Origin of the sequence: Rhodobacter lacus (assembly GCF_042683065.1) — a bacterium.
In the GTDB taxonomy this organism is placed as follows: domain Bacteria; phylum Pseudomonadota; class Alphaproteobacteria; order Rhodobacterales; family Rhodobacteraceae; genus Rhodobacter; species Rhodobacter lacus.
This window is the reverse complement of record NZ_JBHUIX010000009.1, coordinates 94,844-115,719: the sequence shown is the minus strand read 5'-3', so window position 1 is coordinate 115,719 and position 20,876 is coordinate 94,844. Positions and strand designations below refer to the sequence as shown.

Below are 20,876 nucleotides of genomic sequence, written 5' to 3'. Positions count from 1 at the left end.
CCGAAGCGACAGCCGCACCTCACGGCTCCGGGATCAGCAGCGACGCATCCCCATAAGAGAAGAACCGATACCCTTTCGAGACCGCATGCGCATAGATTTCGCGGATGCGCTCCTGCCCCATCAGCGCCGAGACAAGCATCAGAAGCGTTGATTTCGGCAGGTGAAAATTGGTCATCAGCGCATCGGTGACGCGGAACCTGTAGCCCGGATAGATGAAAATATCGGTGGTGCCGCGGAAGGGGGCAACCACGCCCTCCGCTCCGGCCGCGCTTTCAATCAGCCGCAGCGCCGTGGTGCCCACCGGAATCACGCGCCCGCCCGCGGCCTTGGTGGCATTGATCTCACGGGCGGCCTGCTCTGACACTTCGCCCCATTCCGCATGCATCCGGTGCGTGGTCACATCCTCGACCTTCACCGGCAAAAACGTGCCCGCCCCGACATGGAGCGTCACCTCGGTGAACTGGACGCCGTTTTTACGCAGGGTCTCAAGCAGGTCCGGGGTGAAATGCAAGCTCGCCGTGGGCGCGGCCACCGCCCCCGCATGCCGCGCGAAAACGGTCTGGTAATCGCTCTTGTCGGCCTCGTCGGGGGCGCGCAGCGCCGCGATATAGGGCGGCAGCGGCATAGCGCCCGCCTGCGCGAGCGCGGCATCAAACTCTGCCCCCGTCAGGTTGAAGGCAATCCGCATCTGCCCTTCGGCAATCGCCTCGACCTCGGCGCTCAGCGCATCCGAAAAGCGGATCTCTTCGCCCTCCCGAAGTTTGCGCAGCGGCTTGGCAAGCGCCATCCACGCCCCCCCCGCCGCGGGCTCAAGGAGCGTCACCTCGACCTTGGCAACCACCTCCCCCTGCGCCGAGGCGCGGGTGCGCTGCCCCGAGAGCCGCGCCGGAATCACCTTGGTATTGTTCAAAACCAGCCGGTCACCGGGGCGGAACAGCGCGGGCAGATCTGCCACGGTCAAATCCCGCAGCCCGCCCGCCGCGGCCACAAGCAGTTTGGCCGCCGTGCGCGGGCGCGCGGGCCGGGTCGCGATCAGCCCCTCGGGCAGATCAAAGTCGAAGTCATCGAGTGTCATCATCATTCGGTCACAAGCTGCGGCGGCGCGCGGCGGAAGATCTCTCGAAACGCGCCGGGCGTGAAGATCGAGAGCGGGTTGATCGAGATCTGCGGTTTATCCGCTGTGCCGTCGAGCCGATAGGTAAAACCGAACAGCCCCTCGCCCTTGCGCGAGAAAATCTGCCCGATCGCATTGACGAGATAGAAGGGCGTGACCACGCCCTCCATCTGCAGCCGCTTGCTCTGCGGGAAATAGGCGCCCGTCATCGTCACCCCCATCGAAGCGCCGACCGCCTCGCCCGTGTCCACCGAAATCCCCTGCGGCGTGATGCGGAAGGTGCTCGAAACATCGGAAAAGAGGATGCCATCGCCATTGAGCTGTTCCAAAAGCCCGATCACCGAAGCGGCCGAGAGCATCGAGGCAAGCACCGGTGCATCGCGCACCTTGAGGTTGGTGATCTTGGCCGAGCCGGAATAGCTTTTTGCCTCCAGCGGCAGAAGCGCGAGATCAAGCTTGCCGCCGCGCGCCTTGGCAAAAATGCCCGCAGCCGCAAGCACCGCGCCGCCGTCCTGCGCAAGGATCCGCACCGCGACCCGGCCCTTTTGCGGCACCACCTGCCCCGTGAGCGCGGGCCCGCCGTTCAGCGTGGCACCAAAATCGCCGGTGAGCCCGCCACGGTTGGAGAATTTCCCCGCAAGACCGGTCAGCGCAATCCCGTCCGTCACCGTGACCTGATCGAGCCGCGCCGAGATCGCCCCGCCGTCGGAGCCATTGCGGCCCCGGCCAAACTCCGGCAGCGACCGCAGATCAAGCTTGCCCGACCGCACGGCAATATCGGGCGCGCGGTTCGGCCCGCGCCCGGTCAGATCGACCGCACCAGAAAACCAGCGCCCGATGGCAAGACGGTCGAACCGCGCCGCCTTGAACCCGGCCTCCGTCAACTCGATCCGCCCGGCGGCGGTGAGCCCCGGCGCCTCGGCGGTCAGTTTTTCCACCGTGGGCACCGGCCCGAGGTTGCCCGCAAGCGTCAACAGCCCCTTCGTGCTCGCCGCCTTCGACCAGCCGATCTCCGGGATCGCGATCCTGAGCCCCTTGAGATCGGTTCGGAAAGCATAATGCGTGGGCGTATCCTTGCGCAGATCAAGCGCCAGATGCCCCCAGCCCGCGCCCGCAACCGCCCCATTCGGCAGCGCAATCTTCAGATGATCGAGCCCCTCGGGTGTCACCTCGACAAAACCGTCCACGGTGGAATGGCCGCGCTCTGCGGGGCCAAAGCGCTGCGTCCAGCGGCCCTGAAACGGCACGATGTCAAACTGCCCGGCGCCCGCCACTGTCATCCCGGCGCCATCGGCCACCAGCCGCAGCACCGGCGCGGCAATCACATGGCCGGGCACGAGCTTGTCGGAATGCACATCGGTGAGCCGCGCCTCCACCTCGAAGGCCACATCCTCGGCCAGGATATGCTTTTCCAAAAGAAACTTCAGCGTCGTATGCGCCTCCGCCCAACCCTGCGCGATATCGGGGTGTTGCCCGGCCTTGGACAGGAAGCGAAAGGGCTCCTGATCGAGGAGGGAGAGCGCCGCCGGGATCGGCGAGCGGGTCACGAGTTTCACTTCTGCCCGCGCCGGGTTCTCGCGGATATCGGGCACGGTCATCACCGAATCCGCCACCTCGATCTCGCCGCCCTCGGGCGCGACAAGCCGCCCCTCCTCGACCATCAGCGTATGCATGTTCTCGGTGATACCGGCAAAGCCGCGCCCGGCGCGCACCGGCGGCAGGGTGCGCAGCACATGCACATCGGCGCCGCGAAATTCGTAGCCCAGTTCCAGCCGCGGCTCGGTGCCCGGACGCAGCCGCACCGCCGCGCGCACATTGCGCAGCTCGCCCGTCGCCACATTCTCCGAAAGCCAGTCGCGGGTGTGCGGCACCAGCGCCTTGGGCCAAAGCGCCAGCAGATCGGCCGAGGCAATCTCGCCCACCGCGGCATCAAAGGCCACGGTCCAGCCCTCCGGCCCCGCCGAAATATTGCCACGCCCCTCGACCCGCCGCGGCCCTTCGACAAGCTGTACCTGCCCGAGATCAACCCGGAACGGGTCGAGCCTCAGCCGCAGGTCGAGCGCGCCTTGCGAGATCCGCGCGGGTTTTTCAAACAGCCCTTCGGGGTCAGACTGGATGTCGGAAAGCGCCACCTGCGCCAGCGCCTCGCGCGGCAGCCCGCCCTCGAAATCGCGCAGGAGCACCTGCCCCGAGGCGCCCAGCTTCAGCGCCCGGCTTTGCAGGTCGAGCCGGTCGATATCCACGCGCCGCGCCAGAGGGTCGTAATGCAGCCGCAGATCGGCGCCTTCGAATTCCACCGGGCGCGCCCCCTCGACGGGGCGCAGCGCCCCGGTGCCGATGCGCAAGGTCGCGTCGAGCCGCTCCAGCGCGCCGGTCTCGGTAATGCCCGAATGGATCGTGCCCGAGATCGGCGCATCAAGCAGCCCCAGCATCGCCAGCGCCGGGCTCTGCACCGCCAGATCGGTGGCGGGAACTTCGGTCACGGCGGCCCCGAAAGCCGCGCGCGGGCTGTGCTTCGAGGTCGAGGCCGTCAGCGCCACCTGTGCGGGCAACCGGTCCCGCTCGCCCACGTCAAATCCAAGCGACAGCGCGATCGTTTCGGCATCTTGCGTCAGCCGCACGCGCCCGTCGCGCACCTCCCAGACCCGGTCAAGCCGCGCATCCACCAACCGGATGTGCAGATCTTCCGCCGTGATCTCGGCCACGGGCGCCAGCGCGGGCGTGGCGAAAAACGCCTCGATCGCATCGGTGACCCGGTTCGGATCGGTCAGATCCAGCCCGGCGAGCGCCGCCTCGCCCCCCGCTTGCGGCAGCGTGAGGTCAAGCCGGCCATCGGGGCGACGAAACAGCGCCACCCGCGCGCCGCGCACCGCAAGGCTTTGCGGCTCGACGCGCCCCGACAAAAGCCCCGAGAGCCGGAACCGCACATCAATCTCTGGAAAGGCGGCGATCGGCAGGCCCGTGGGCTGATCCAGTTGCACAAAGCGCAGCCGCACCTCCGGCACAAGCCCCGGCACGATCGCCACCGCCGCGCCGCCGATCCGCAAGCGGACCCTGCCGCTGAGCGCTTCGTTGGCGCGCGTCTCGAGCAGGCTCACAAGCCCCTGCGGCACCGCGACGGGCGCATGGCTGAGCGCCAGAAAGCCCAGCAGCGCAAGCGGCAGCAAAAGCGCGGCCGAGAGCACCATCCAGATGCCGAGCCGCCGACGCCAGCGCACGCGCAGCCTTCGGCGGCGCGGCATTCGCGCCTCCGCCGCACGCTCCCGCGCGTCCTCTTGCTCGTTGTCGATGCCCTGCAACACTCCGCCCAGCTGCCCGATGGCGCCGCTTTGACGGCGCATTATTCTGCCCTAACTTAACCTTCGCATCTGCCATGGAGGAACGCAAATGATCGCTGTCGGCGAAAACGCGCCGGATTTCACCCTTCCGCTCACCGAACCGGGCACCGAACCGGCCGAGCTTTCGCTCTCGGCGCTGCGTCCGGGCAAGGTCGTGCTCTACTTCTACCCGAAGGACGACACCCCCGGCTGCACCACCGAGGCGCTCGATTTCACCCGCCTTGCCGCTGATTTTGCGGCGGCAGGCGCAACCGTGGTCGGGATTTCGAAAGACAGCCCGAAAGCGCATGAAAAGTTCTGCCAAAAGCACGGGCTGGGCATCAAGCTCGTTTCCGACGAGACCGGCGCGACCTGCGAGGCCTATGGCACCTGGGTCGAGAAAAAGATGTATGGCAAGACCTCGATGGGGATCCAGCGCGCCACCTTCCTGATCGACGGCACCGGCACCGTGGTCGCGGCGTGGCCCAAAGTCTCGGTCAAGGGCCATGCCGAGGCCGTGTTGGAAGCGGTGCGCGCGCTCGGGTAAGCGCCAGCGCCTCCTTGCCGGGCCAAAGCGCGGGGCCGGGCCAAAACGCGGGCCCGGTAAGGAATTTTCAACCATAAGGCGATAAATATAGATCCTGATCGCGCCCAAAGAGCATGTTTCGGCAGGATCTTGCGCAGTGACGCGCCGTGATCGGCAGATTCGCCCCATCGCCGGGCAAAACGGGTTGCGGCCCGGTTCTTCCCCTTGTTAAGCCTCACGCGGTCCCGGCAGCGCAAGGCGCGCCCGGGAGGAGGACAGGGCCGTTCCCTCGCCGGCCCGCAACCGACAGGAAGATCGCCTTGCCCCGCCGTATCCTCGACCGCGTCAATACCGTTCTCGAGCCTTGGCTGCCCGAACAGCGCCTGTTTCTGAAATCGGAAGATGCCACCCGCTTCGTGCGGATGCGCCCGCTCACGCAAGCGGTGACGCTGTTCCTTGCTGGCATGCTGTTTCTGTGGTCGGTGATCGCGACCTCGCTGCTCTTCATCGACGGGATCTCGTCGGGGGGGGCGCGCGAACAGGCGCAGATCGCCAAGGCCCAGTTCGAAAGCCGTCTCGACATTCTCGCCCATCAGCGTGATCAGCGCGCCGCCGAGGCGCTTGCCGCGCAAGACCGTTTTCAAATGGCGCTCGCGCAGGTCTCGCAGATGCAGTCACAGCTTCTCGCCTCCGAGGAGCGCCGCCGCGAACTGGAAACCGGCATTGATGTGATCCAGTCCACCCTCAAGCGCACCATGGCCGAGCGCGACGACGCCCGCACCGCCCTTGCCGCCGCGCATGGCACCGGGGCGCAAAGCTCCGAACGGCTCGCCGCACGCATCGGTGACATGGGCGGCACGGTCGATCTGCTCACCGTCGCGCTGGCGCGCACCGCCACCGAGCGCGATCAGGCGAGCCGGGCGGCGCTGGAAGCGCGCGATCAGGCCGAACAGGCCGAACTCGACCGGCGCCTGATCGAGGAACGCAACGACGAAATCTTCGATACGCTCGAAGGCGCGGTGCGGATCTCGATGGAGCCGCTCGACCGGATGTTCCGCAAGGCGGGCATGAACCCCGACGACATTCTCACCCAGATCCGGCGCGGCTACTCGGGCACCGGCGGCCCGCTCCTGCCGGCGGCGATCTCCTCCAAGAGCATCGCGGGCCCCGATGCCGATACCGCCCGCGCCGAAGGCATCTTGCAGCGGCTCGACGAGATGAACCTGTACCGCATCGCCGTCGACAAGCTGCCCTTCGCGATTCCGCTCAAGGGCGGCTACCGCTTCACCTCGCCCTTCGGCTACCGCTGGGGGCGGCTCCATGCGGGGATCGACCTCGCCGGTCCGGTGGGCATGAGTGTCCATGCCCCGGCCGATGCGGTCGTGACCGAAGCGGGCTGGGAAAACGGTTACGGCAACGTCATCAAACTGCGCCATGAATTTGGTGTCTCCACGGTCTATGGGCACCTCTCCAAAATCCGCGTGAGGGCCGGGCAAAAAGTGTCGCGCGGGGAGGTGATCGGTGATAGTGGAAATACCGGACGGTCCACCGGACCGCATCTGCACTATGAAATCCGGGTCGGTGGCGCCCCCATCAACCCGATGACCTTCATCAAGGCGGCTCAGGATGTTTTCTAAAAGCAAGATCCACGAACCCGGCCCGAAAGCGGCCCCCGATTCCGAGAAAAAGCCCGAAGCCGCGCCGGCGCCTTCGCGGCCCTTGGGCGATTTCGTCCCGGCCGCCGCGGCACGCCCGAAGCCTGCGGCGTCGGTGCTCTCCTCCGATCTCACCGTGATGGGCAATATCAAGACCACCGGCGACATTCAGGTTGAGGGTATGGTCGAGGGGGATATCCGCGCGCATCTGCTCACCGTCGGCGAAAGCGCCACGATCAAAGGCGAAATCGTCGCCGATGATGTGGTGGTGCATGGCCGCGTGGTGGGCCGCGTGCGGGGCCTCAAGGTGCGCCTGACCTCCACCGCGAAAGTGGAAGGCGACATCATCCACAAGACGATCGCAATCGAATCGGGCGCGCATTTCGAGGGCTCGGTGCAGCGTCAGGATGATCCGCTGCAGGGCGCGAATGCGCCCAAGCTGATGCCCCCCGAGTCTGCCCCGGCGCCGAAAGCGCCCGCCGCGCCGCCCTCGGCTGCTGGCAAGTAATCCCGCGAAAAGGCTTGAACGAGGGCGGCTTCGGCCGCCCTTTTGCGTTTCTCCGCCGCGCCCCCAGGTCTCCGCCGGGCCGAAGCCACCGATGCACACACAGCCCCCCCAAGAGGAGCGCCCTTGCAGGGGGTCCGGGGGGCGGCAGCCCCCCGGCGGGTCGCTTCGGCCCTGCCGAAGCGAAACCCCATCCCCGAATGGAAAAGGCACCCCGCGGGGTGCCTTCGCCTTGCCTGATCTGTCAGGGGATCCGCTCAGTCGATCGGCACCGCCACAAAGCGCGGCTCGCCACCGCGGCGGATCAAAAGCAGAACCGACTTGCGCCCGCCTTCCTTCGCCTCGCTCACCCGCGCCTCGAGATCGCCCACCGACAACACCGGCTGCTGCCCGGCCTCGACGATCACATCGCCCTTGCGCAGCCCCTTGTCGAAGGACTCGCTGCTCTCGTCGACATCGGTCACAACAAGCCCGATCATCCCCGACGGCAGGTTGAGCTCCGAGCGCAGTTGATCCGAGAGCGGCGAGAGCGTCATGCCCAGCACCTCGCCATCGCTGCCGCCCGGCGTGGCCTTGCCGCCGTCGTCCGACCCGTCCGACCCTTCCGCCAGCTCCCGCTGCCCGAGCGTGACAAGCAAGGTCTGCTCCTTGCCGCCGCGCATCACGACAACGCGAACCGCCTCGCCCACCGGCGCATCGGCAACGCGCCGCACCAGCTCCTTGCTGTCCTTCACCGGATTGCCGTCAAAGCTCACGATCACATCGCCAGACTGCATCCCGGCCTCTTTCGCCGGGCCATCGGGCACATCCGAGACCATCACGCCCTCGGGCGCCGAAAGGCTCATCGCCTCCGCCATGTCGGGCGTCACATCCTGAATTTTCACGCCCAGCCAGCCGCGCCGCGTCGCGCCGAATTCCTTCAGCTGGCCCACCACTTTCGACACCACATTCGAGGCCATCGAGAAGCCGATGCCGATCGAGCCGCCATTGGGCGACATGATCGCGGTGTTCACGCCGATCACCTTGCCCGAAGTGTTGAAGAGCGGCCCGCCCGAGTTGCCGCGGTTGATCGCGGCATCGGTCTGGATGTAATCGTCATAGGTGCCCGAAAGCTCGCGGTTGCGCGCCGAGACGATACCCACCGAGGTCGAGAAGCCCTGGCCAAGCGGGTTGCCCATCGCCATCACCCAGTCGCCCTCGCGCATCGTGTCGCTGTCGCCAAAGCTCACAAAGGGCAAGGGCTTGTCGCTCTCCACCTTCAAAAGCGCAATATCGGTTTTCGGATCGGTGCCGACCAGCTTGGCGTCAAGCTTGGTGCCATTGGCAAATTCGATCGAGATCTCGTCGGCATTCTCGATCACATGGTTGTTGGTAACGATATACCCATCTTCCGAGATCACGAAGCCCGAGCCCAGCGCATCGGAGCGGTGCGGGCGCGCCGGGCCTTGCGGCCCCTGCCCCGGCATGTTCGGCATGCCGAATTCCTTGAAGAACTCTTCGAACGGCGAGCCCGGCGGAAAGCCCGGCATGCCGCCCGCCGGTTCGGTGACAACGGTGGAGGTGGTGATCATCACCACCGCCGGTTTCACCTGTTCGACCAGATCGGCAAAGCTTTCGGGCGCGGCAAAGGCATGGGCGGGGGCAATCGGCGCCACGGCAAGCGCGGTCGAGACGAGCGCGGCGCCCAGAAGCGTCTTGGCAAAATGGGATGCCGCAGCACGGGGCTTTTGGCGAGGGGCGGTGGTGGTCATCAGGTTCTCTCCCGTGGTCCTTGCCGGCGCGGGGACCGGCCTGGCGTTGTTATGAAGCCTAAGCGGCACTTCCATCAAATGAAAGCCCGTCGCGGCGCGTAAATTCGATGTGAGAGCCTGCGCGGGCGCGGTTGAGGGGCCAGTTCAGGACAAGAGCCGCACCAGCGCCACCACCCCCACCCCGGCGGCAACGGCGGCAAGCCCGATCCGGCGCCGCCCCTCGGGGCCGAGCGCGGCGATCAGCGCCAGCACCTCCTCGATACGCCGAGGGGCCAGCGCAAGCGCCAGCCCCTCGATCACCAGCACAAGACCAAGTGCGGTGAACAGCGATGTCATCAATTCCCGTCCGCTTCCGGCCCGAGCGATTTCATGAACCGATTATAGTCGAAATAGAGGCTGTCCGGCTCGGTCACGAGCGAGGAGGAGCCCGGCTTCAGACTCTCGGCATAGAATTGCAGCGCCCGGGTGAAGGCAAAGAACGACGCATCCTTGCCATAGGCCTCCGCATAGATCCGGTTGCGCTCGGCATCGGCCTGACCGCGCACGATCTCGGCCTGTTTGCGCGCCTCGGAGGTCAGCTCGACCACCTGACGGTCCGCCGCCGCCCGCACCCGCTGCGCCGCCTCGCCGCCGCGGGCGCGCTCATCCGCCGCCTCGCGTTGCCGCTCCGCCCGCATCCGCTCATAGGTGGATTGCAGGTTCTGCTCGGGCAGGTCGGTGCGGGTGAGCCGCACGTCGATCACGTCGATGCCCAGCGCATTGGCCTCACGCTTGGCAATATCGCGGATCTGGTTCATCAGCGCGGTCCGGTCGTTCGAGAGCACCGCCGTCGACGGCACCGAGCCCATCACTTCGCGGATCGCGTTGTTCAAGATGCCATCGAGCCGGTTTTTGGCAAAGCTCTCGCCCCCGTCGCCCACCGCCTCGCGGAATTTCACCGCATCGATGATGCGCCAGCGCGCAAAGGCATCCACCACAAGGCGGCGGTCATCCAGCGGCGTCACCTCGAGCGGCTGGGTGGACAGGGCCAGAATGCGGTCGTCATATTTCACCACATTCTGCACCAGCGGGATCTTGAAGCCGATGCCGGGCGCCGTGCGCGAAGACACCACCTCGCCGAATTGCAGCACCAGCGCCTTTTCGCGCTCGTCGACCGTGTAGACAGAGGACAGGGCAACGCCGAGCGCGATCACGCCGACGGGGATCAGAAGTTGCGCGCGCATCAGTTGCTCCCTCCGCTGGTCGGGCCGCCCTGCGGGCGCAGTTGATCAAGCGGCAGATAGGGCACCGCACCGGCATTGCCGTCGATCACCACCTTGTTCACATCGCCCAGCGTCTGGCTCATCGTCTCGTAGAACATCCGCCGCTTCGTCACATCGGGAGCCTTGCGATATTCCTCGTAAACCGAGGTAAAGCGCGCCGCCTGACCTTCGGCATCATTGACCACCGAGGCGCGGTAAGCTTCCGCCTGTTGCTGGATCTGTGCCGCCTGACCGCGGGCCTCTGCCGTCACCTTGTTGGCATAGGCATCGGCTTCCTTCTCGAGCTTGTCGCGCTCTTGTTGCGCGGCCTGCACGTCGCGGAAGCTGTCGATCACCTCGCGCGGCGGGTCGGCGCGGTTGAAGTTCACCCGCACGATGTTGATGCCCGCCTGATAGCTGTCGAGCGTCTGCTGCACCGCGGTGCGCAGGTCGGCGGCAATCACGCCGCGGTCGCGGTTGAGAATGGGCGCGAGCGCCGAGCGCGCGATGATGTCGCGCATCGCCGATTCCGAAACCGCCCGGATCGTGTCTTCCGGGTCGGCGAGGTTGAACAGATATTTCTGCGGGTCCGAAACATTCCAGACGATCTGGTAGTTCACATCCACGATGTTCTGGTCGCCCGTGAGCATCAGGCCCGAATCCATCGCGCTGCCGCGCCCGGTGCCGATCTCGGTGGTGCGTTCGTCGGTGACGGGGATCACCTCGGCCGTCACCACGGGCCAGGGCGCGAAGTTGAGGCCCGGATTGCCCGTTGCGCGATATTTGCCGAACATCAGTTCGATCGAGCGTTCGTTTTGCTGCACGGTGTAAAACGAGGCCCAGGCCCAGACGGCCAGAAGCGCCAGCGCCCCAAGCCCGAGCGTGCCAAGCGTGAAGGCGGGGCCATTGCCGCGCCCGCCGCCGCCGCCGGGGCGACCGCCATTGCCCGAACGCCCGCCCATCAGCACGCGGAGCTGTTCGGACCCCTTTTTCATGATCTGGTCGATCTCGGGGATGGAATTGTTGCCGTCCTGCGGGCGGCGCGGGCCGGGGCGGCGCGGCGGTTCGCGGTCATCGCCGCCGCCCGAGCCCCAGGGTCCTCCGTTCGTCATGCTGTCCTCACCTAGTGTCTCTTACGCCCCGAAGTGGGGATCATGCGTCAAATTTCAACCGTTTCGCTCATGTTTGCCGCAGGCTTTTGCCGCGTCAATGGGCGTCAGTGATGCCGCACCGGTGCGCGCATCGTCACCAGCTCCTCCGCCATGGTCGGATGCACCGCGCAGGTGGCATCAAATTGTTCCTTCGTGGCCCCCATCTTCATGGCGATGGCGGCAAGCTGGATCATCTCGCCCGCCTCCGGCGCAACGATATGGCAGCCAATCACCTTACGGCTCTCTTTTGCCACAATGAGCTTCATCAGCACCCGCTCCTCCGCGCCTGCAAAGGCAGAGCGCATCGGCCGGAACGTGCTGACATAAACCTCGACCGGGCCGCCTTTGCGCGCCTCTTCCTCAGACAGCCCGCAGGTGCCGAATTCGGGCCGGGTAAACACCGCCGAGGCGATCAACGCGTGATCGGTCTTGCGCGGGGCCGCGCCAAACACGGTATCGGCAAAGGCATGGCCCTCGCGGATCGCCACCGGCGTCAGGTTTACCCGGTCGGTCACATCGCCCACGGCATAGATCGAGGGGATATTGGTCTGCGACCAGTCATCCACCACCACGGCACCATTTTGCGCGAGCCTCACCCCCGCCGCCTCAAGCCCGAGGCCATGGGTGTTCGGCACCCGCCCCGTGGCATAGACGATGGCATCAAATTCCTGACTGCGGCCATCGCCACAATGGGCCACAAACCCGCTGTCGGCTTTCGTCACCCGGTCGATGACCACGTTCTCATGCACGTCAATGCCGCGCGCGCACATCCGCTCCACGATCAGGTCGCGGCATTCGGTGTCAAAGCTGCGCAGCAGGGGCGAGCGGTTCCATTGCGTAACGTCGCTTCCCAGCCCGTTGAAGACACAGGCGAATTCGGAAGCGATATAGCCGCCGCCCACAATCAGCAGGCGCTTGGGCAGGGCCTCGAGATGAAAGAGATCGTTGGAGGTCAGCACATGCTCGCAGCCGTCGAACTTCGGCACGAACGGGCGCCCGCCCACCGCGATCAGGATGTGTTTGGCGGAAATCACCGTGCCATCGGCGAGCTGCACCTCATGCGCCCCCGCCACGGTGGCGCGCTGATTGAAAACGCGCACCCCCGCATTGTCCTGACCGGCACGGTAGATGCGCTCCAACCGGTCCAGCTCGGCATGAAGCTTGGCGCGGAAGGCAAGCCAGTCGAACGCCCCGAGTGTCGCGCTCCAGCCATAGGCCTGCGCCTCGTCCACCGCCGCCGGCATCGAGGCGGCGAAAACCATCAGCTTCTTGGGCACGCAGCCGCGGATCACGCAGGTGCCGCCCATCCGGTCTTCCTCGGCGAGCGCCACCCTGGCGCCATAGCCCGCCGCGATCCGCGCCGCACGCACGCCGCCGGAGCCGCCGCCGATCACGAAGAGGTCGAAATCGAAGCTCATCTGCCGTCCTTTCCCAGCGCGGCCCCTGATGCCGCCAGAAGGACTTAGCCCCGCCTGCCCGCGATAACAAGGCAAGCGGCCTACTTGCCGCGCGTCACCGCAGCAATGGCGGGCACGCGCGCGGCCAGTTCCGCACGCCAGGCGGCATCTTCGTCCTTGGTCAGCACCCAGCCCGGGATCGACAGCGCGCGCAGCCGCACCGCCGCCTTGCCGCCCGCTTTTGCGGGATCTTCGTCCTTGTCATGCAGCTCGGCATAGCTGACAGAGGAATATTTTCCCCAAAACCGCGCCACTTCAAGCCGGTCGGGGCGGAACACCAGCGCCGGACGCGGCAGCGACCAGAGCACCCATGCAAGGAAGAAGCACAACACCGCACCAACAAGCCCGGTCAGCGCAGACCAGACCATCCCCGCCTCGCCCCCGCCGCGGAGCATTTCCACCAGCGCGAAAGCCGGCGAAATCGCCTGCACAAGCCCGATCAGCACGATCCCCGCCGCCCAGACATGGGGCATCTTCGCCCGGCCCTCGATCACCAGATCGGGCCGATGCTCGGGATGGTCTGCCTGTGTCTGTGTCGCCATGGTTTTGCCCCGGTCGATTGCTCAGTCGATATCGGCAAATATGTTGGCATCCTCGGCAAAGTCGATGCGCTCCTGCGTCACGGTGCCCTCGTTGATGTCGCGCAACTCGACCGCGCCATCGGGCCCGCCAATGATCACCATGTCACAGATGTCGATGAAAAGGCCGTTCTCGACCACGCCCGGGATCTGGTTCAGCGCCATCGCGAGCTGACGCGGATTGGCGATGCGGTTGAGGTGCAAATCCACGATATGGTTGCCCTCGTCGGTGATATAGGGCTGCGAACCGTTGAGCCGCAGCGTCGTCTGCCGCCCCAGCACATCGACCGAGATCAGCATCTCCTCGATCAGCGCGCGGGTGGTCTGCCAGCCAAAGGGCACCACCTCGACCGGCAACGGAAAGGCGCCCAGGTTGACCACTTCCTTCGAGGCATCCGAAATCACGATCATCCGGTCAGACGCGGTGGCGACGATCTTTTCTTGCAGCAGCGCACCGCCGCCGCCCTTGATCAGATTGAGCTCGCCGTCAAATTCATCGGCGCCGTCAATCGTCAGATCGAGCCATTTCGCCTCGTCGAGCCCGACAACGGAAATCCCCACCTGCCGGGCCAGATCCGCCGTGCGCGACGAGGTCGGCACACCAGTGATCCGAAGCCCCTCCTCGCGCACCCGCTCACCAAGGCAGCGCACCATCCAGGCGGCGGTGGACCCGGTGCCGAGGCCGACCTTCATGCCGTTTTCGACAAAGTCGACGGCGCGGCGGGCGGCGGCGAATTTCGCCTTGTCGATGGGGGAAAGCTCGGCGGGCATGGCAACTCCTCTCGGACAATCGCCGCGGCGAAGCGGCGAGAGATGGGCGATGGTCTTGCGCGGTTATAGCCAAGCCAGCCCGGCCGTGCGAGCGGTATTTGCCTGTGTTCAGACCCGTTGCAACCCCGCCACCTGCGCCGGGCCCTGCCCCGCGCGATGCTGCAAGATCAGCCGCCCGACCTTGGAGGGCGGCACGATCGGGCGCGCGGGCAGCCGCAAAAGCGGCGCCTCGGCGAGCGCGTCGCGCAGGCCGCGCGCCTGCACCGGCTCCATGATCCGCATCGCCTGCGGCCCGAGCAGCAGGCTCTCGGCGCGGGCATTCTCGGCAAAGATCACCTCATGGGCGGGCAGAAGCACATGCACCCATTCGATCCGCGCACACGGCATGCGCGCCACGCCGGGCAGCCCGACGAGCGATTTCGCCGCCACCAGCACCTCCTCGCCTGCAAGCGGCCCGGCGGTCGGGCGCAACAGCACCCGGTGCTGACCGGAGACGAACAAGGGCCGGTCATTGCCCAAAACCCCCGCGGCGATCCGCACCGGCGCCGAGGCGCCTTGCGCGTTCACGCGCCAGCGCCCGACCCAATCAACCGGGACAAACCCGTTGTCAGAGGTCTGGAGCCGGTCGCCCGGCATCAGTGTTTCCACCGGCTTCGGCCCGCGCCGTGTGGCAATCAGCGTGCCAGCGGCAAAACAGACCGCGAGGCTGGAATAGGGCACGGCCGGGTCATTCGATTCGATCGCCACGATCTGATAGGTCTGGCCGGCAAGGAGCCTTTCCGAACTGGCGATGCCATGCACATGCGCCTCGACCTCCAGCGCATAAATGGTGATGTTGTCAGCCGGGTCATGCGAGCCAAGTGGCCGGATCACATAGGAATATTCGGTCTCCAGATCCCCGGCGCTGCCGGTGCCGTAGCTCCCCCCGTCAAAGGTCATCGCGGTGGCGAGTTCCTGCGAACCGTCTGCATCCTCGAACATCGCGTCATCATCGGCCAGATTGACCAGGCGCACCGTGGCATCGGGCAAGATCGTGAATGTGGTCGCCCCCACCGCATCGGCATTGGCGAGTGCATCCGATCCAAACGGATCGGGGCCGGAAATGATCAGATCGCTGAGCTGCCAGGCGCCAAAGAGGGGCATAGGGGGTCCGGAATTTTTCCCCAGTTTCCGCATCAAGGATGAAATTCGGTTTAACGGGGGCCGGCTGTCAGGGCGGGATGCGCCAAAGCGACGCTTGCGCGGCCCCGCGCGCGCCCCTAGAACCCGAGTGAAAAGATCGGAGGAGCCCATGACCGACCAGCCGCAAAAGAAACTCGCCCTCGTCACCGGAGCCTCGCGCGGGCTCGGCTTTGCCATTGCCGAGGAGCTGGGCAAGGCGGGCTGGCATGTGCTGGCGGTGGCGCGCACCGTCGGCGGGCTTGAAGCGCTCGACGACCGCATTCAGGCGGGGGGCGGCTCGGCCACGCTCGCGCCGCTCGACATCTGCAAACCCGAGGAAATGGAAACCCTCGCCAATGGCATTCTGGGGCGCTGGGGCGGCTTGCAGCTTTGGGTCCATACCGCGATCCATGCCGCGCCCTTGACCCCCGCGGGCCATCTCGACGCCGAAGATGTCGAGAAATCGGTGGCGACGAATTACACCGCGCTCACCGCGCTGATCCCGCTGATCGAACCGGCGCTTCGCGCGGGTGAGGGCACCGCGCTCTTCTTTGAAGACGACCGCACCGGCCTGCCGTTCTGGGGCGCCTATGGGGCGACCAAGGCGGCCCAGATGTCGCTGGTGCGCAGCTGGCAGGCGGAAACGCAAAAGATCGGGCCGAAGGTCTGCATTGCCCAGCCGCAACCGATGGAAACCGCGGTGCGCGCGCGCTTCTTCCCGGCCGAAGACCGCGATCCGCTGATCGACTGCCATGAGGAGGCGCGGCGCATTCTGGCAGAGCTTGGCGCATAGGGGGCGCTGCCCCCTCTTGGCCTGCGGCCAATTCACCCCCGGGATATTTGCACAAAGTCGAAGGCACGATCGGCGCTGCCTTCGACTTTGCAAAAATATCCCTGGGGGAGTCCGAAGGACGGGGGGCAGCGCCCCCCTCCTCGCCCCGACAAAGGCGCAACCGAGTCCTGAAGGGCACACCGGCGCGCCAATCGCCCCCTCTTGCTTGTCGTCACGCCGGGGCCTTGTTAAGCAGGCGCATGGCCGCAAGAGGACGAGCGATGCGCATTCTCATCACCAATGACGACGGGATCAACGCGCCGGGCCTTGCCGTGCTCGAACAGATTGCCGCCGAGCTTGCCGGCCCCGAGGGCGAGGTTTTCATCGTCGCCCCCGCTTTCGAGCAATCCGGCGTGGGCCATGCGATCAGCTTCAACCGCCCGCTGTCGATCGCCGAACTCGCCCCCCGTCGCTTTGCCGCCGAGGGCAGCCCCGCCGATTGCGTGCTCGCGGGGCTTTACGACGTGCTCACCGATGCCCGCCCCGATCTCGTCCTCTCGGGCGTCAACCGCGGCAACAACTCGGCCGAAAACGCGCTTTATTCCGGCACGATCGGCGGCGCGATGGAGGCCGCCCTGCAGGGCATTCCGGCGATTGCGCTGAGCCAGTTCCTCGGCCCCGCCTGTGTCGGACCGGGGCGTGACCCGTTCGAGGCGGCGCGGGTGCATGGCCCGGGCCTTGTGCGCAAGATCTGGGAGCGCGGGATCTGGGACGACGGCCCCTACCGGGTGTTTTACAGCGTGAACTTTCCGCCGCTTCCCGCCGCCGCCGTCAAGGGCGCGCGCGTGGCCGCGCAGGGCTACCGCACCGACAGCTTTTTCTCCGTCGCCCCTGCCGTCTCGCCCAATGGGCGGCGGTTCTTGTGGATCAAGGGCGGCCCGCAGCACGGCGCCACCGCGCCGGGCACCGATGCGATGCTCAACCTTGAGGGCTACACGTCGATCACGCCGATGCGCGCCGATCTCACCGCGCATGACCTGCTGTCTGATCTTGCCGGGCGCCTTGAATGACCGAGGGAGACGATCTCGCCCAGCGCAAGATGCGCTTTCTCTTCGCGCTGCGCTCCAAGGGCGTGACCGAGGCGCGGGTGCTCGCGGCGATGGAACGCATCGACCGGGGCGCCTTTGTGCGCGGGATCTTTTCCGAGCGCGCCTATGAAGACATGCCGCTCCCCATCGCCTGCGGCCAGACCATCTCGCAGCCCTCGGTCGTGGGGCTGATGACCCAGGCGCTCGAAGTGGGCCCGCGCGACACCGTGCTCGAGATCGGCACCGGTTCGGGCTATCAGGCGGCGGTGCTCGCCGTGCTCGCGCGCCGGGTCTACACGATTGACCGGCACCGCAGGCTCGTGCGCGAGGCCAACGCCGTTTTCGAGGCGCTGGACCTCTCCAACATCGTCTCGCTCGCCGCCGATGGCTCCCGCGGGCTTCCCGATCAGGCGCCGTTTGATCGCATTCTCGTGACCGCCGCTGCCGAAGACCCGCCGGGGCCGCTGTTGTCGCAGTTGAAGATCGGCGGTATCATGGTATTGCCCGTCGGCCAGTCCGATACCGTGCAAAGCCTGATCCGGGTGCGGCGGACCGAGACGGGATTCGACTACGAGGAACTGCGCCCGGTGCGCTTCGTGCCCCTGATCGAGGGAATGGCAGGGGACTGAACAGCCGCGCGACACAGGCGAGGCAGAGGCAAACCCCGAGAAACGGGGCGAAAAACGAGGAGCGAGCGATGGCAGACCGCAGCCGCAACCTGACCCGACTGGCGCTGACCGGGGTCGCCGCCCTGGCCCTATCGGGCTGTATGGATGCCGATCTGCGCGGCTTTGGCAATCTCGGTTTTGACACCGCCGAAGCGGCGCGGCAGGCCACGGCCAACCGCCCTGCCCCCGATGCGCGCGGCGTGATCTCTTACCCGAATTATCAGGTCGCGGTGGCGCGTCAGGGCGATACCGTGGCGACGGTCGCCGCTCGCCTCGGCGTCGACCCGGATGCGCTGGCGCGCTACAATGCGCTCAAACCCACCACCGCGCTCAACCGCGGTGAAGTGCTCTCCCTGCCCAGCCGCGTGGCCGAGCCGAGCGCCGCCGCCGCCGCGACCGCGGCGGGAAGTGACCGGATCGACATCACCTCGCTCGCCTCCGGCGCGATTGACCGCGCCGCCGCCGGGCAGCACGCCAGCAGCGCCCCCGCAGCGCAGCCCGCGCCGGCGCCGCGCGCCACGCCCGCCGCACGCCCCGCGGCAACGGGCGCCCAACCGGCGACCGCCGAGCCCGTCCGTCACCGGGTTGCCCGGGGCGAGACCGCCTATTCCATCGCGCGCTATTACAATGTCTCGGCCAAGGCGCTGGCCGAATGGAACGGCCTGCCCGCCGATCTGAGTGTGCGCGAAGGGCAGTATCTGCTGATCCCGGTGGCCTCCGGCAAGCCCCCGGCCGCGGCCACCGCCGCAGTGACCCAACCCGGAGAGGGCTCGCCCACGCCCGAGCCGCCCTCCGCGGCGGCGCCGCTCCCCGAAGACAACACGCCGCGCGCATCTGCGCCGGTCGACAAATCCGCCGCCCCCGATCTCGGGGCGAACCGCACCGCCGCCTCCTCGAATGCCCAGCTTGCAATGCCGGTTTCGGGCAGCATCCTGCGCCCCTATGTGAAGGGCAAGAACGACGGCGTGGATATTTCTGCCGCCCCCGGCAGCGCGGTGAAAGCGGCTGAGGCGGGCGTGGTTGCGGCGATCACCAAGGACACCGAGCAGGTGCCGATCCTCGTTCTGCGCCACGATGACGGGCTGCTCACCGTCTATGCCAATCTGGACGGGATCGCGGTCAAGAAAGGCGATCGGGTGAGCCGCGGCCAGACCATTGCCAAGGTGCGCGCGGGCGATCCGGGCTTTGTCCATTTCGAGGTGCGCAAGGGGTATGATTCCGTCGATCCGATGCCCTATCTGGACTGAAGACCTTCCCCGGCGTCAGCTGCACAAAGCGCTCAAAAAGGCGGCCCTTGCCGCCTTTTTTCATCACTTCACAGAGGCTTGACCTGAGCCCCTGCTTCGGCGCACGCTGCGCTCGGGGAGGGCACCCAAGAGGAGTGGGGTGACCATGGGTCTTATGCATTTTCTACATTCGTTATCGGAAGTGGCGCTCGCCTCGGCAGCGCTGGCACTTGCAGGCGCCTTGGGTCTTTTGCTCGGCGGGCTGAACTGGCGCGGCATCGGGCTTGGCATTGGCGGGGTGCTGTTTGCCGGGCTGATCACCGGCCATTTTGCCGCGATGGCGGGGCTGAACCTGTCCACCGAAATGCTCGAATTCGTGCGCGAGTTCGGGCTGATCATCTTTGTCTTCACGATCGGCATTCAGGTCGGGCCGGGCTTCTTTGCCTCACTGCAAAAGGCGGGGCTGCAATTCAACCTGATCGCCGCCGCGATCGTGCTGCTCGGCGTCGTCACCACGGTATCGCTGCATTTCATTGCCGATATTCCGGTGCCGGCGCTTGTCGGGCTGATGTCCGGCGCGGTGACGAACACGCCCGGCCTTGGGGCGGCCACGCAGGTTCTCAAAGATGCGGGCGTTGCCCCCGAGGTGATCTCGGAAGCCTCGCTTGGCTATGCCGTCGCCTATCCGTTCGGGATCATCGGCATCCTGATCACGATGATCACCCTGCGCACCGTGCTGCGGATCCGCATCGAGGCGGAGGAGGCCGATTTCGAGGCCGCCCGCGCCAAGGGCGCGCAGGAGCTGCCCACGCTCAACGTGGTCGTGCACAACACCAACCTCGAGGGGCTCCCGCTCGGCGAGGTGCCTGATCTTTATGATCGGGGCGTGGTCGTCTCGCGGCTCAAGCGCGGCGAGGTGTTGATGCACCCCTCCCGCAAGATGGCGCTGCATCTGGGCGATGTGCTCCATCTCGTTGGCCCGGCCGAGAAGCTGCATGCGATGGTGCTGATCCTCGGCGAGGAGGTCGATCACAGCATCACCAGCACGAAGGGCAGCCAGCTGACCTGGCAACGCATTGCCGTAACGACGAAAAAGGCACTTGGCAAACGGCTGAGCGATTTCGGGCTCGAGGAGCGTGGCGTGTCGATCTCGCGCTGCACGCGGGCGGGCACGCAATTGCCCGTGGAACCCGCGCTGAGCCTGCAATTTGGCGACATTCTCACCGTGGTGGGGGCGCCGGCCGATATCGACGCGGTCAAGCCGCTCTTCGGCAATCAAACGAAGAGCCTTGAGTTGGTGCAATTTGCAGGTGTGTTCTTCGGCATCCTGATCGGCATCGGGCTTGGCTCGATCCCGATTGCGGTGCCGGGCCTGCCCGCGCCGCTCAAACTCGGCCTCGCGGGCGGCCCGCTCGTCGCGGCCATCATCCTGTCAAGGATCGGCTTTTTCGGCCCCTTCGTGTTCTTCATGCCGCCGGTGGCCAACCATGCGCTGCGTGAGCTCGGGATCGTGCTGTTCCTCGCCGCGGTGGGGCTGAAAGCCGGCGGGCGTTTCATCGAGACGCTGGTCGATGGCGAGGGGCTTGCGTGGATGTTCTACGGCATGTTCATCACCCTGATCCCGCTGATGATCGTGGGCTTTGCCGCGCGGCTGATCTGGAAGGTGAACTACCTCAGCCTTTCGGGCGTGCTGGCAGGCTCGATGACCGATCCGCCCGCCCTCGCCTTCGCCTCGAACATGTCAAATTCCTCTGCAGCGGCGGTGGGCTATGCCTCGGTCTATCCGCTCGTGATGTGCCTGCGCATTCTTGCCCCGCAGATCATCGTGCTGGGGCTGATGGTGTAGAGGGTTTCGCTTCGGCAAGGCCGAAGCGACCCGCCGGGGGCTCCGCCCC

General features: G+C 66.5%; 18 protein-coding genes. 8 read left to right on the top strand and 10 right to left on the bottom strand.

Annotation, left to right across the window (positions count from 1 at the left end; all coding sequences use genetic code 11):
• Positions 1-19: 19 nt before the first annotated feature.
• On the bottom strand, positions 20-1,075 hold the full coding sequence (gene queA / locus ACFSM0_RS08255; RefSeq protein ID WP_377389707.1) for a tRNA preQ1(34) S-adenosylmethionine ribosyltransferase-isomerase QueA: 1,056 nt from the start codon (positions 1,073-1,075) through the stop codon (positions 20-22).
• Positions 1,076-1,077: 2 nt separating this feature from the next.
• The gene (locus tag ACFSM0_RS08250) at positions 1,078-4,455 is read right to left on the bottom strand and encodes a hypothetical protein (RefSeq protein WP_377389157.1); all 3,378 of its coding nucleotides are present in this window, start codon (positions 4,453-4,455) and stop codon (positions 1,078-1,080) included.
• A 46-nt stretch (positions 4,456-4,501) separates the two neighbouring features.
• Here ACFSM0_RS08250 and ACFSM0_RS08245 point away from each other — a divergent pair, with 46 nt between their 5' ends.
• The 3 genes from ACFSM0_RS08245 to ACFSM0_RS08235 all read left to right on the top strand — a co-directional run bounded on the left by ACFSM0_RS08245 (position 4,502) and on the right by ACFSM0_RS08235 (position 7,120).
• Positions 4,502-4,978 (top strand): peroxiredoxin, encoded by a 477-nt coding sequence (locus ACFSM0_RS08245; protein ID WP_377389155.1) that lies wholly within the window; start codon positions 4,502-4,504, stop codon positions 4,976-4,978.
• Between the two features lie 299 nt (positions 4,979-5,277).
• A complete protein-coding gene (locus tag ACFSM0_RS08240; protein ID WP_377389152.1) occupies positions 5,278-6,594 on the top strand; it encodes a DUF5930 domain-containing protein in 1,317 nt (438 codons plus the stop codon).
• Positions 6,584-7,120 carry a bactofilin family protein gene (locus ACFSM0_RS08235; protein WP_377389149.1) on the top strand — a complete coding sequence of 179 codons (537 nt, stop codon included), beginning with the start codon at positions 6,584-6,586 and terminating at the stop codon, positions 7,118-7,120. Before ACFSM0_RS08240 ends, ACFSM0_RS08235 begins: the two co-directional genes overlap by 11 nt.
• A gap of 254 nt (positions 7,121-7,374) precedes the next feature.
• Here ACFSM0_RS08235 and ACFSM0_RS08230 read toward each other — a convergent pair whose 3' ends face one another.
• From ACFSM0_RS08230 to ACFSM0_RS08195, 8 genes are all read right to left on the bottom strand, one after another.
• Entirely contained in the window at positions 7,375-8,868 is a 1,494-nt protein-coding gene (locus ACFSM0_RS08230) for a DegQ family serine endoprotease (protein ID WP_377389146.1), read from the bottom strand.
• 144 nt (positions 8,869-9,012) lie between these two features.
• Positions 9,013-9,204: a DUF2065 family protein gene (locus ACFSM0_RS08225; RefSeq protein WP_377389144.1), complete on the bottom strand. Its 192-nt coding sequence runs from the start codon at positions 9,202-9,204 to the stop codon at positions 9,013-9,015.
• Positions 9,204-10,094 carry a protease modulator HflC gene (hflC, locus tag ACFSM0_RS08220; RefSeq protein ID WP_377389705.1) on the bottom strand — a complete coding sequence of 297 codons (891 nt, stop codon included), beginning with the start codon at positions 10,092-10,094 and terminating at the stop codon, positions 9,204-9,206. Before hflC ends, ACFSM0_RS08225 begins: the two co-directional genes overlap by 1 nt.
• Entirely contained in the window at positions 10,091-11,221 is a 1,131-nt protein-coding gene (hflK, locus tag ACFSM0_RS08215; RefSeq protein ID WP_377389142.1) for an FtsH protease activity modulator HflK, read from the bottom strand. The genes hflC and hflK overlap by 4 nt, the downstream gene beginning before the upstream one ends.
• Before the next feature lie 104 nt (positions 11,222-11,325).
• A complete protein-coding gene (gorA, locus tag ACFSM0_RS08210; protein ID WP_377389140.1) occupies positions 11,326-12,678 on the bottom strand; it encodes a glutathione-disulfide reductase in 1,353 nt (450 codons plus the stop codon).
• Between the two features lie 80 nt (positions 12,679-12,758).
• The gene (locus tag ACFSM0_RS08205; protein ID WP_377389137.1) at positions 12,759-13,259 is read right to left on the bottom strand and encodes a hypothetical protein; all 501 of its coding nucleotides are present in this window, start codon (positions 13,257-13,259) and stop codon (positions 12,759-12,761) included.
• A 21-nt stretch (positions 13,260-13,280) separates the two neighbouring features.
• Positions 13,281-14,066, bottom strand: a complete 786-nt coding sequence (rpiA, locus tag ACFSM0_RS08200; RefSeq protein ID WP_377389134.1) for a ribose-5-phosphate isomerase RpiA — start codon at positions 14,064-14,066, stop codon at positions 13,281-13,283.
• Between the two features lie 108 nt (positions 14,067-14,174).
• Positions 14,175-15,209, bottom strand: a complete 1,035-nt coding sequence (locus ACFSM0_RS08195) for a Hint domain-containing protein (protein ID WP_377389132.1) — start codon at positions 15,207-15,209, stop codon at positions 14,175-14,177.
• A 148-nt stretch (positions 15,210-15,357) separates the two neighbouring features.
• Between ACFSM0_RS08195 and ACFSM0_RS08190 the strand changes: the two genes are divergently transcribed.
• The 5 genes from ACFSM0_RS08190 (at position 15,358) to ACFSM0_RS08170 (ending at position 20,827) form a co-directional block, all read left to right on the top strand.
• Positions 15,358-16,020 carry an SDR family NAD(P)-dependent oxidoreductase gene (locus tag ACFSM0_RS08190; protein WP_377389130.1) on the top strand — a complete coding sequence of 221 codons (663 nt, stop codon included), beginning with the start codon at positions 15,358-15,360 and terminating at the stop codon, positions 16,018-16,020.
• A gap of 260 nt (positions 16,021-16,280) precedes the next feature.
• Positions 16,281-17,069: a 5'/3'-nucleotidase SurE gene (gene surE / locus ACFSM0_RS08185; RefSeq protein WP_377389128.1), complete on the top strand. Its 789-nt coding sequence runs from the start codon at positions 16,281-16,283 to the stop codon at positions 17,067-17,069.
• Positions 17,066-17,716, top strand: a complete 651-nt coding sequence (locus ACFSM0_RS08180) for a protein-L-isoaspartate(D-aspartate) O-methyltransferase (protein WP_377389126.1) — start codon at positions 17,066-17,068, stop codon at positions 17,714-17,716. Before surE ends, ACFSM0_RS08180 begins: the two co-directional genes overlap by 4 nt.
• A gap of 68 nt (positions 17,717-17,784) precedes the next feature.
• Positions 17,785-19,002, top strand: coding sequence for a peptidoglycan DD-metalloendopeptidase family protein (locus tag ACFSM0_RS08175; RefSeq protein WP_377389124.1), 1,218 nt, complete (start codon positions 17,785-17,787; stop codon positions 19,000-19,002).
• A gap of 145 nt (positions 19,003-19,147) precedes the next feature.
• Positions 19,148-20,827, top strand: a complete 1,680-nt coding sequence (locus ACFSM0_RS08170) for a putative transporter (protein ID WP_377389703.1) — start codon at positions 19,148-19,150, stop codon at positions 20,825-20,827.
• The last annotated feature ends 49 nt before the right edge of the window (positions 20,828-20,876 follow it).

Excerpts from the sequence above, each read along its gene's own strand:
- queA (WP_377389707.1), bottom strand. The coding sequence starts at position 1,075 with ATGACACTCGATGACTTCGACTTTGATCTGCCCGAGGGGCTGATCGCG.
- ACFSM0_RS08250 (WP_377389157.1), bottom strand. The coding sequence starts at position 4,455 with ATGCGCCGTCAAAGCGGCGCCATCGGGCAGCTGGGCGGAGTGTTGCAG.
- ACFSM0_RS08245 (WP_377389155.1), top strand. The coding sequence starts at position 4,502 with ATGATCGCTGTCGGCGAAAACGCGCCGGATTTCACCCTTCCGCTCACC.
- ACFSM0_RS08235 (WP_377389149.1), top strand. The coding sequence starts at position 6,584 with ATGTTTTCTAAAAGCAAGATCCACGAACCCGGCCCGAAAGCGGCCCCC.
- ACFSM0_RS08230 (WP_377389146.1), bottom strand. The coding sequence starts at position 8,868 with ATGACCACCACCGCCCCTCGCCAAAAGCCCCGTGCTGCGGCATCCCAT.
- ACFSM0_RS08225 (WP_377389144.1), bottom strand. The coding sequence starts at position 9,204 with ATGACATCGCTGTTCACCGCACTTGGTCTTGTGCTGGTGATCGAGGGG.
- hflK (WP_377389142.1), bottom strand. The coding sequence starts at position 11,221 with ATGACGAACGGAGGACCCTGGGGCTCGGGCGGCGGCGATGACCGCGAA.
- gorA (WP_377389140.1), bottom strand. The coding sequence starts at position 12,678 with ATGAGCTTCGATTTCGACCTCTTCGTGATCGGCGGCGGCTCCGGCGGC.
- ACFSM0_RS08205 (WP_377389137.1), bottom strand. The coding sequence starts at position 13,259 with ATGGCGACACAGACACAGGCAGACCATCCCGAGCATCGGCCCGATCTG.
- rpiA (WP_377389134.1), bottom strand. The coding sequence starts at position 14,066 with ATGCCCGCCGAGCTTTCCCCCATCGACAAGGCGAAATTCGCCGCCGCC.
- ACFSM0_RS08195 (WP_377389132.1), bottom strand. The coding sequence starts at position 15,209 with ATGCCCCTCTTTGGCGCCTGGCAGCTCAGCGATCTGATCATTTCCGGC.
- ACFSM0_RS08190 (WP_377389130.1), top strand. The coding sequence starts at position 15,358 with ATGACCGACCAGCCGCAAAAGAAACTCGCCCTCGTCACCGGAGCCTCG.
- surE (WP_377389128.1), top strand. The coding sequence starts at position 16,281 with ATGCGCATTCTCATCACCAATGACGACGGGATCAACGCGCCGGGCCTT.
- ACFSM0_RS08180 (WP_377389126.1), top strand. The coding sequence starts at position 17,066 with ATGACCGAGGGAGACGATCTCGCCCAGCGCAAGATGCGCTTTCTCTTC.
- ACFSM0_RS08175 (WP_377389124.1), top strand. The coding sequence starts at position 17,785 with ATGGCAGACCGCAGCCGCAACCTGACCCGACTGGCGCTGACCGGGGTC.
- ACFSM0_RS08170 (WP_377389703.1), top strand. The coding sequence starts at position 19,148 with ATGGGTCTTATGCATTTTCTACATTCGTTATCGGAAGTGGCGCTCGCC.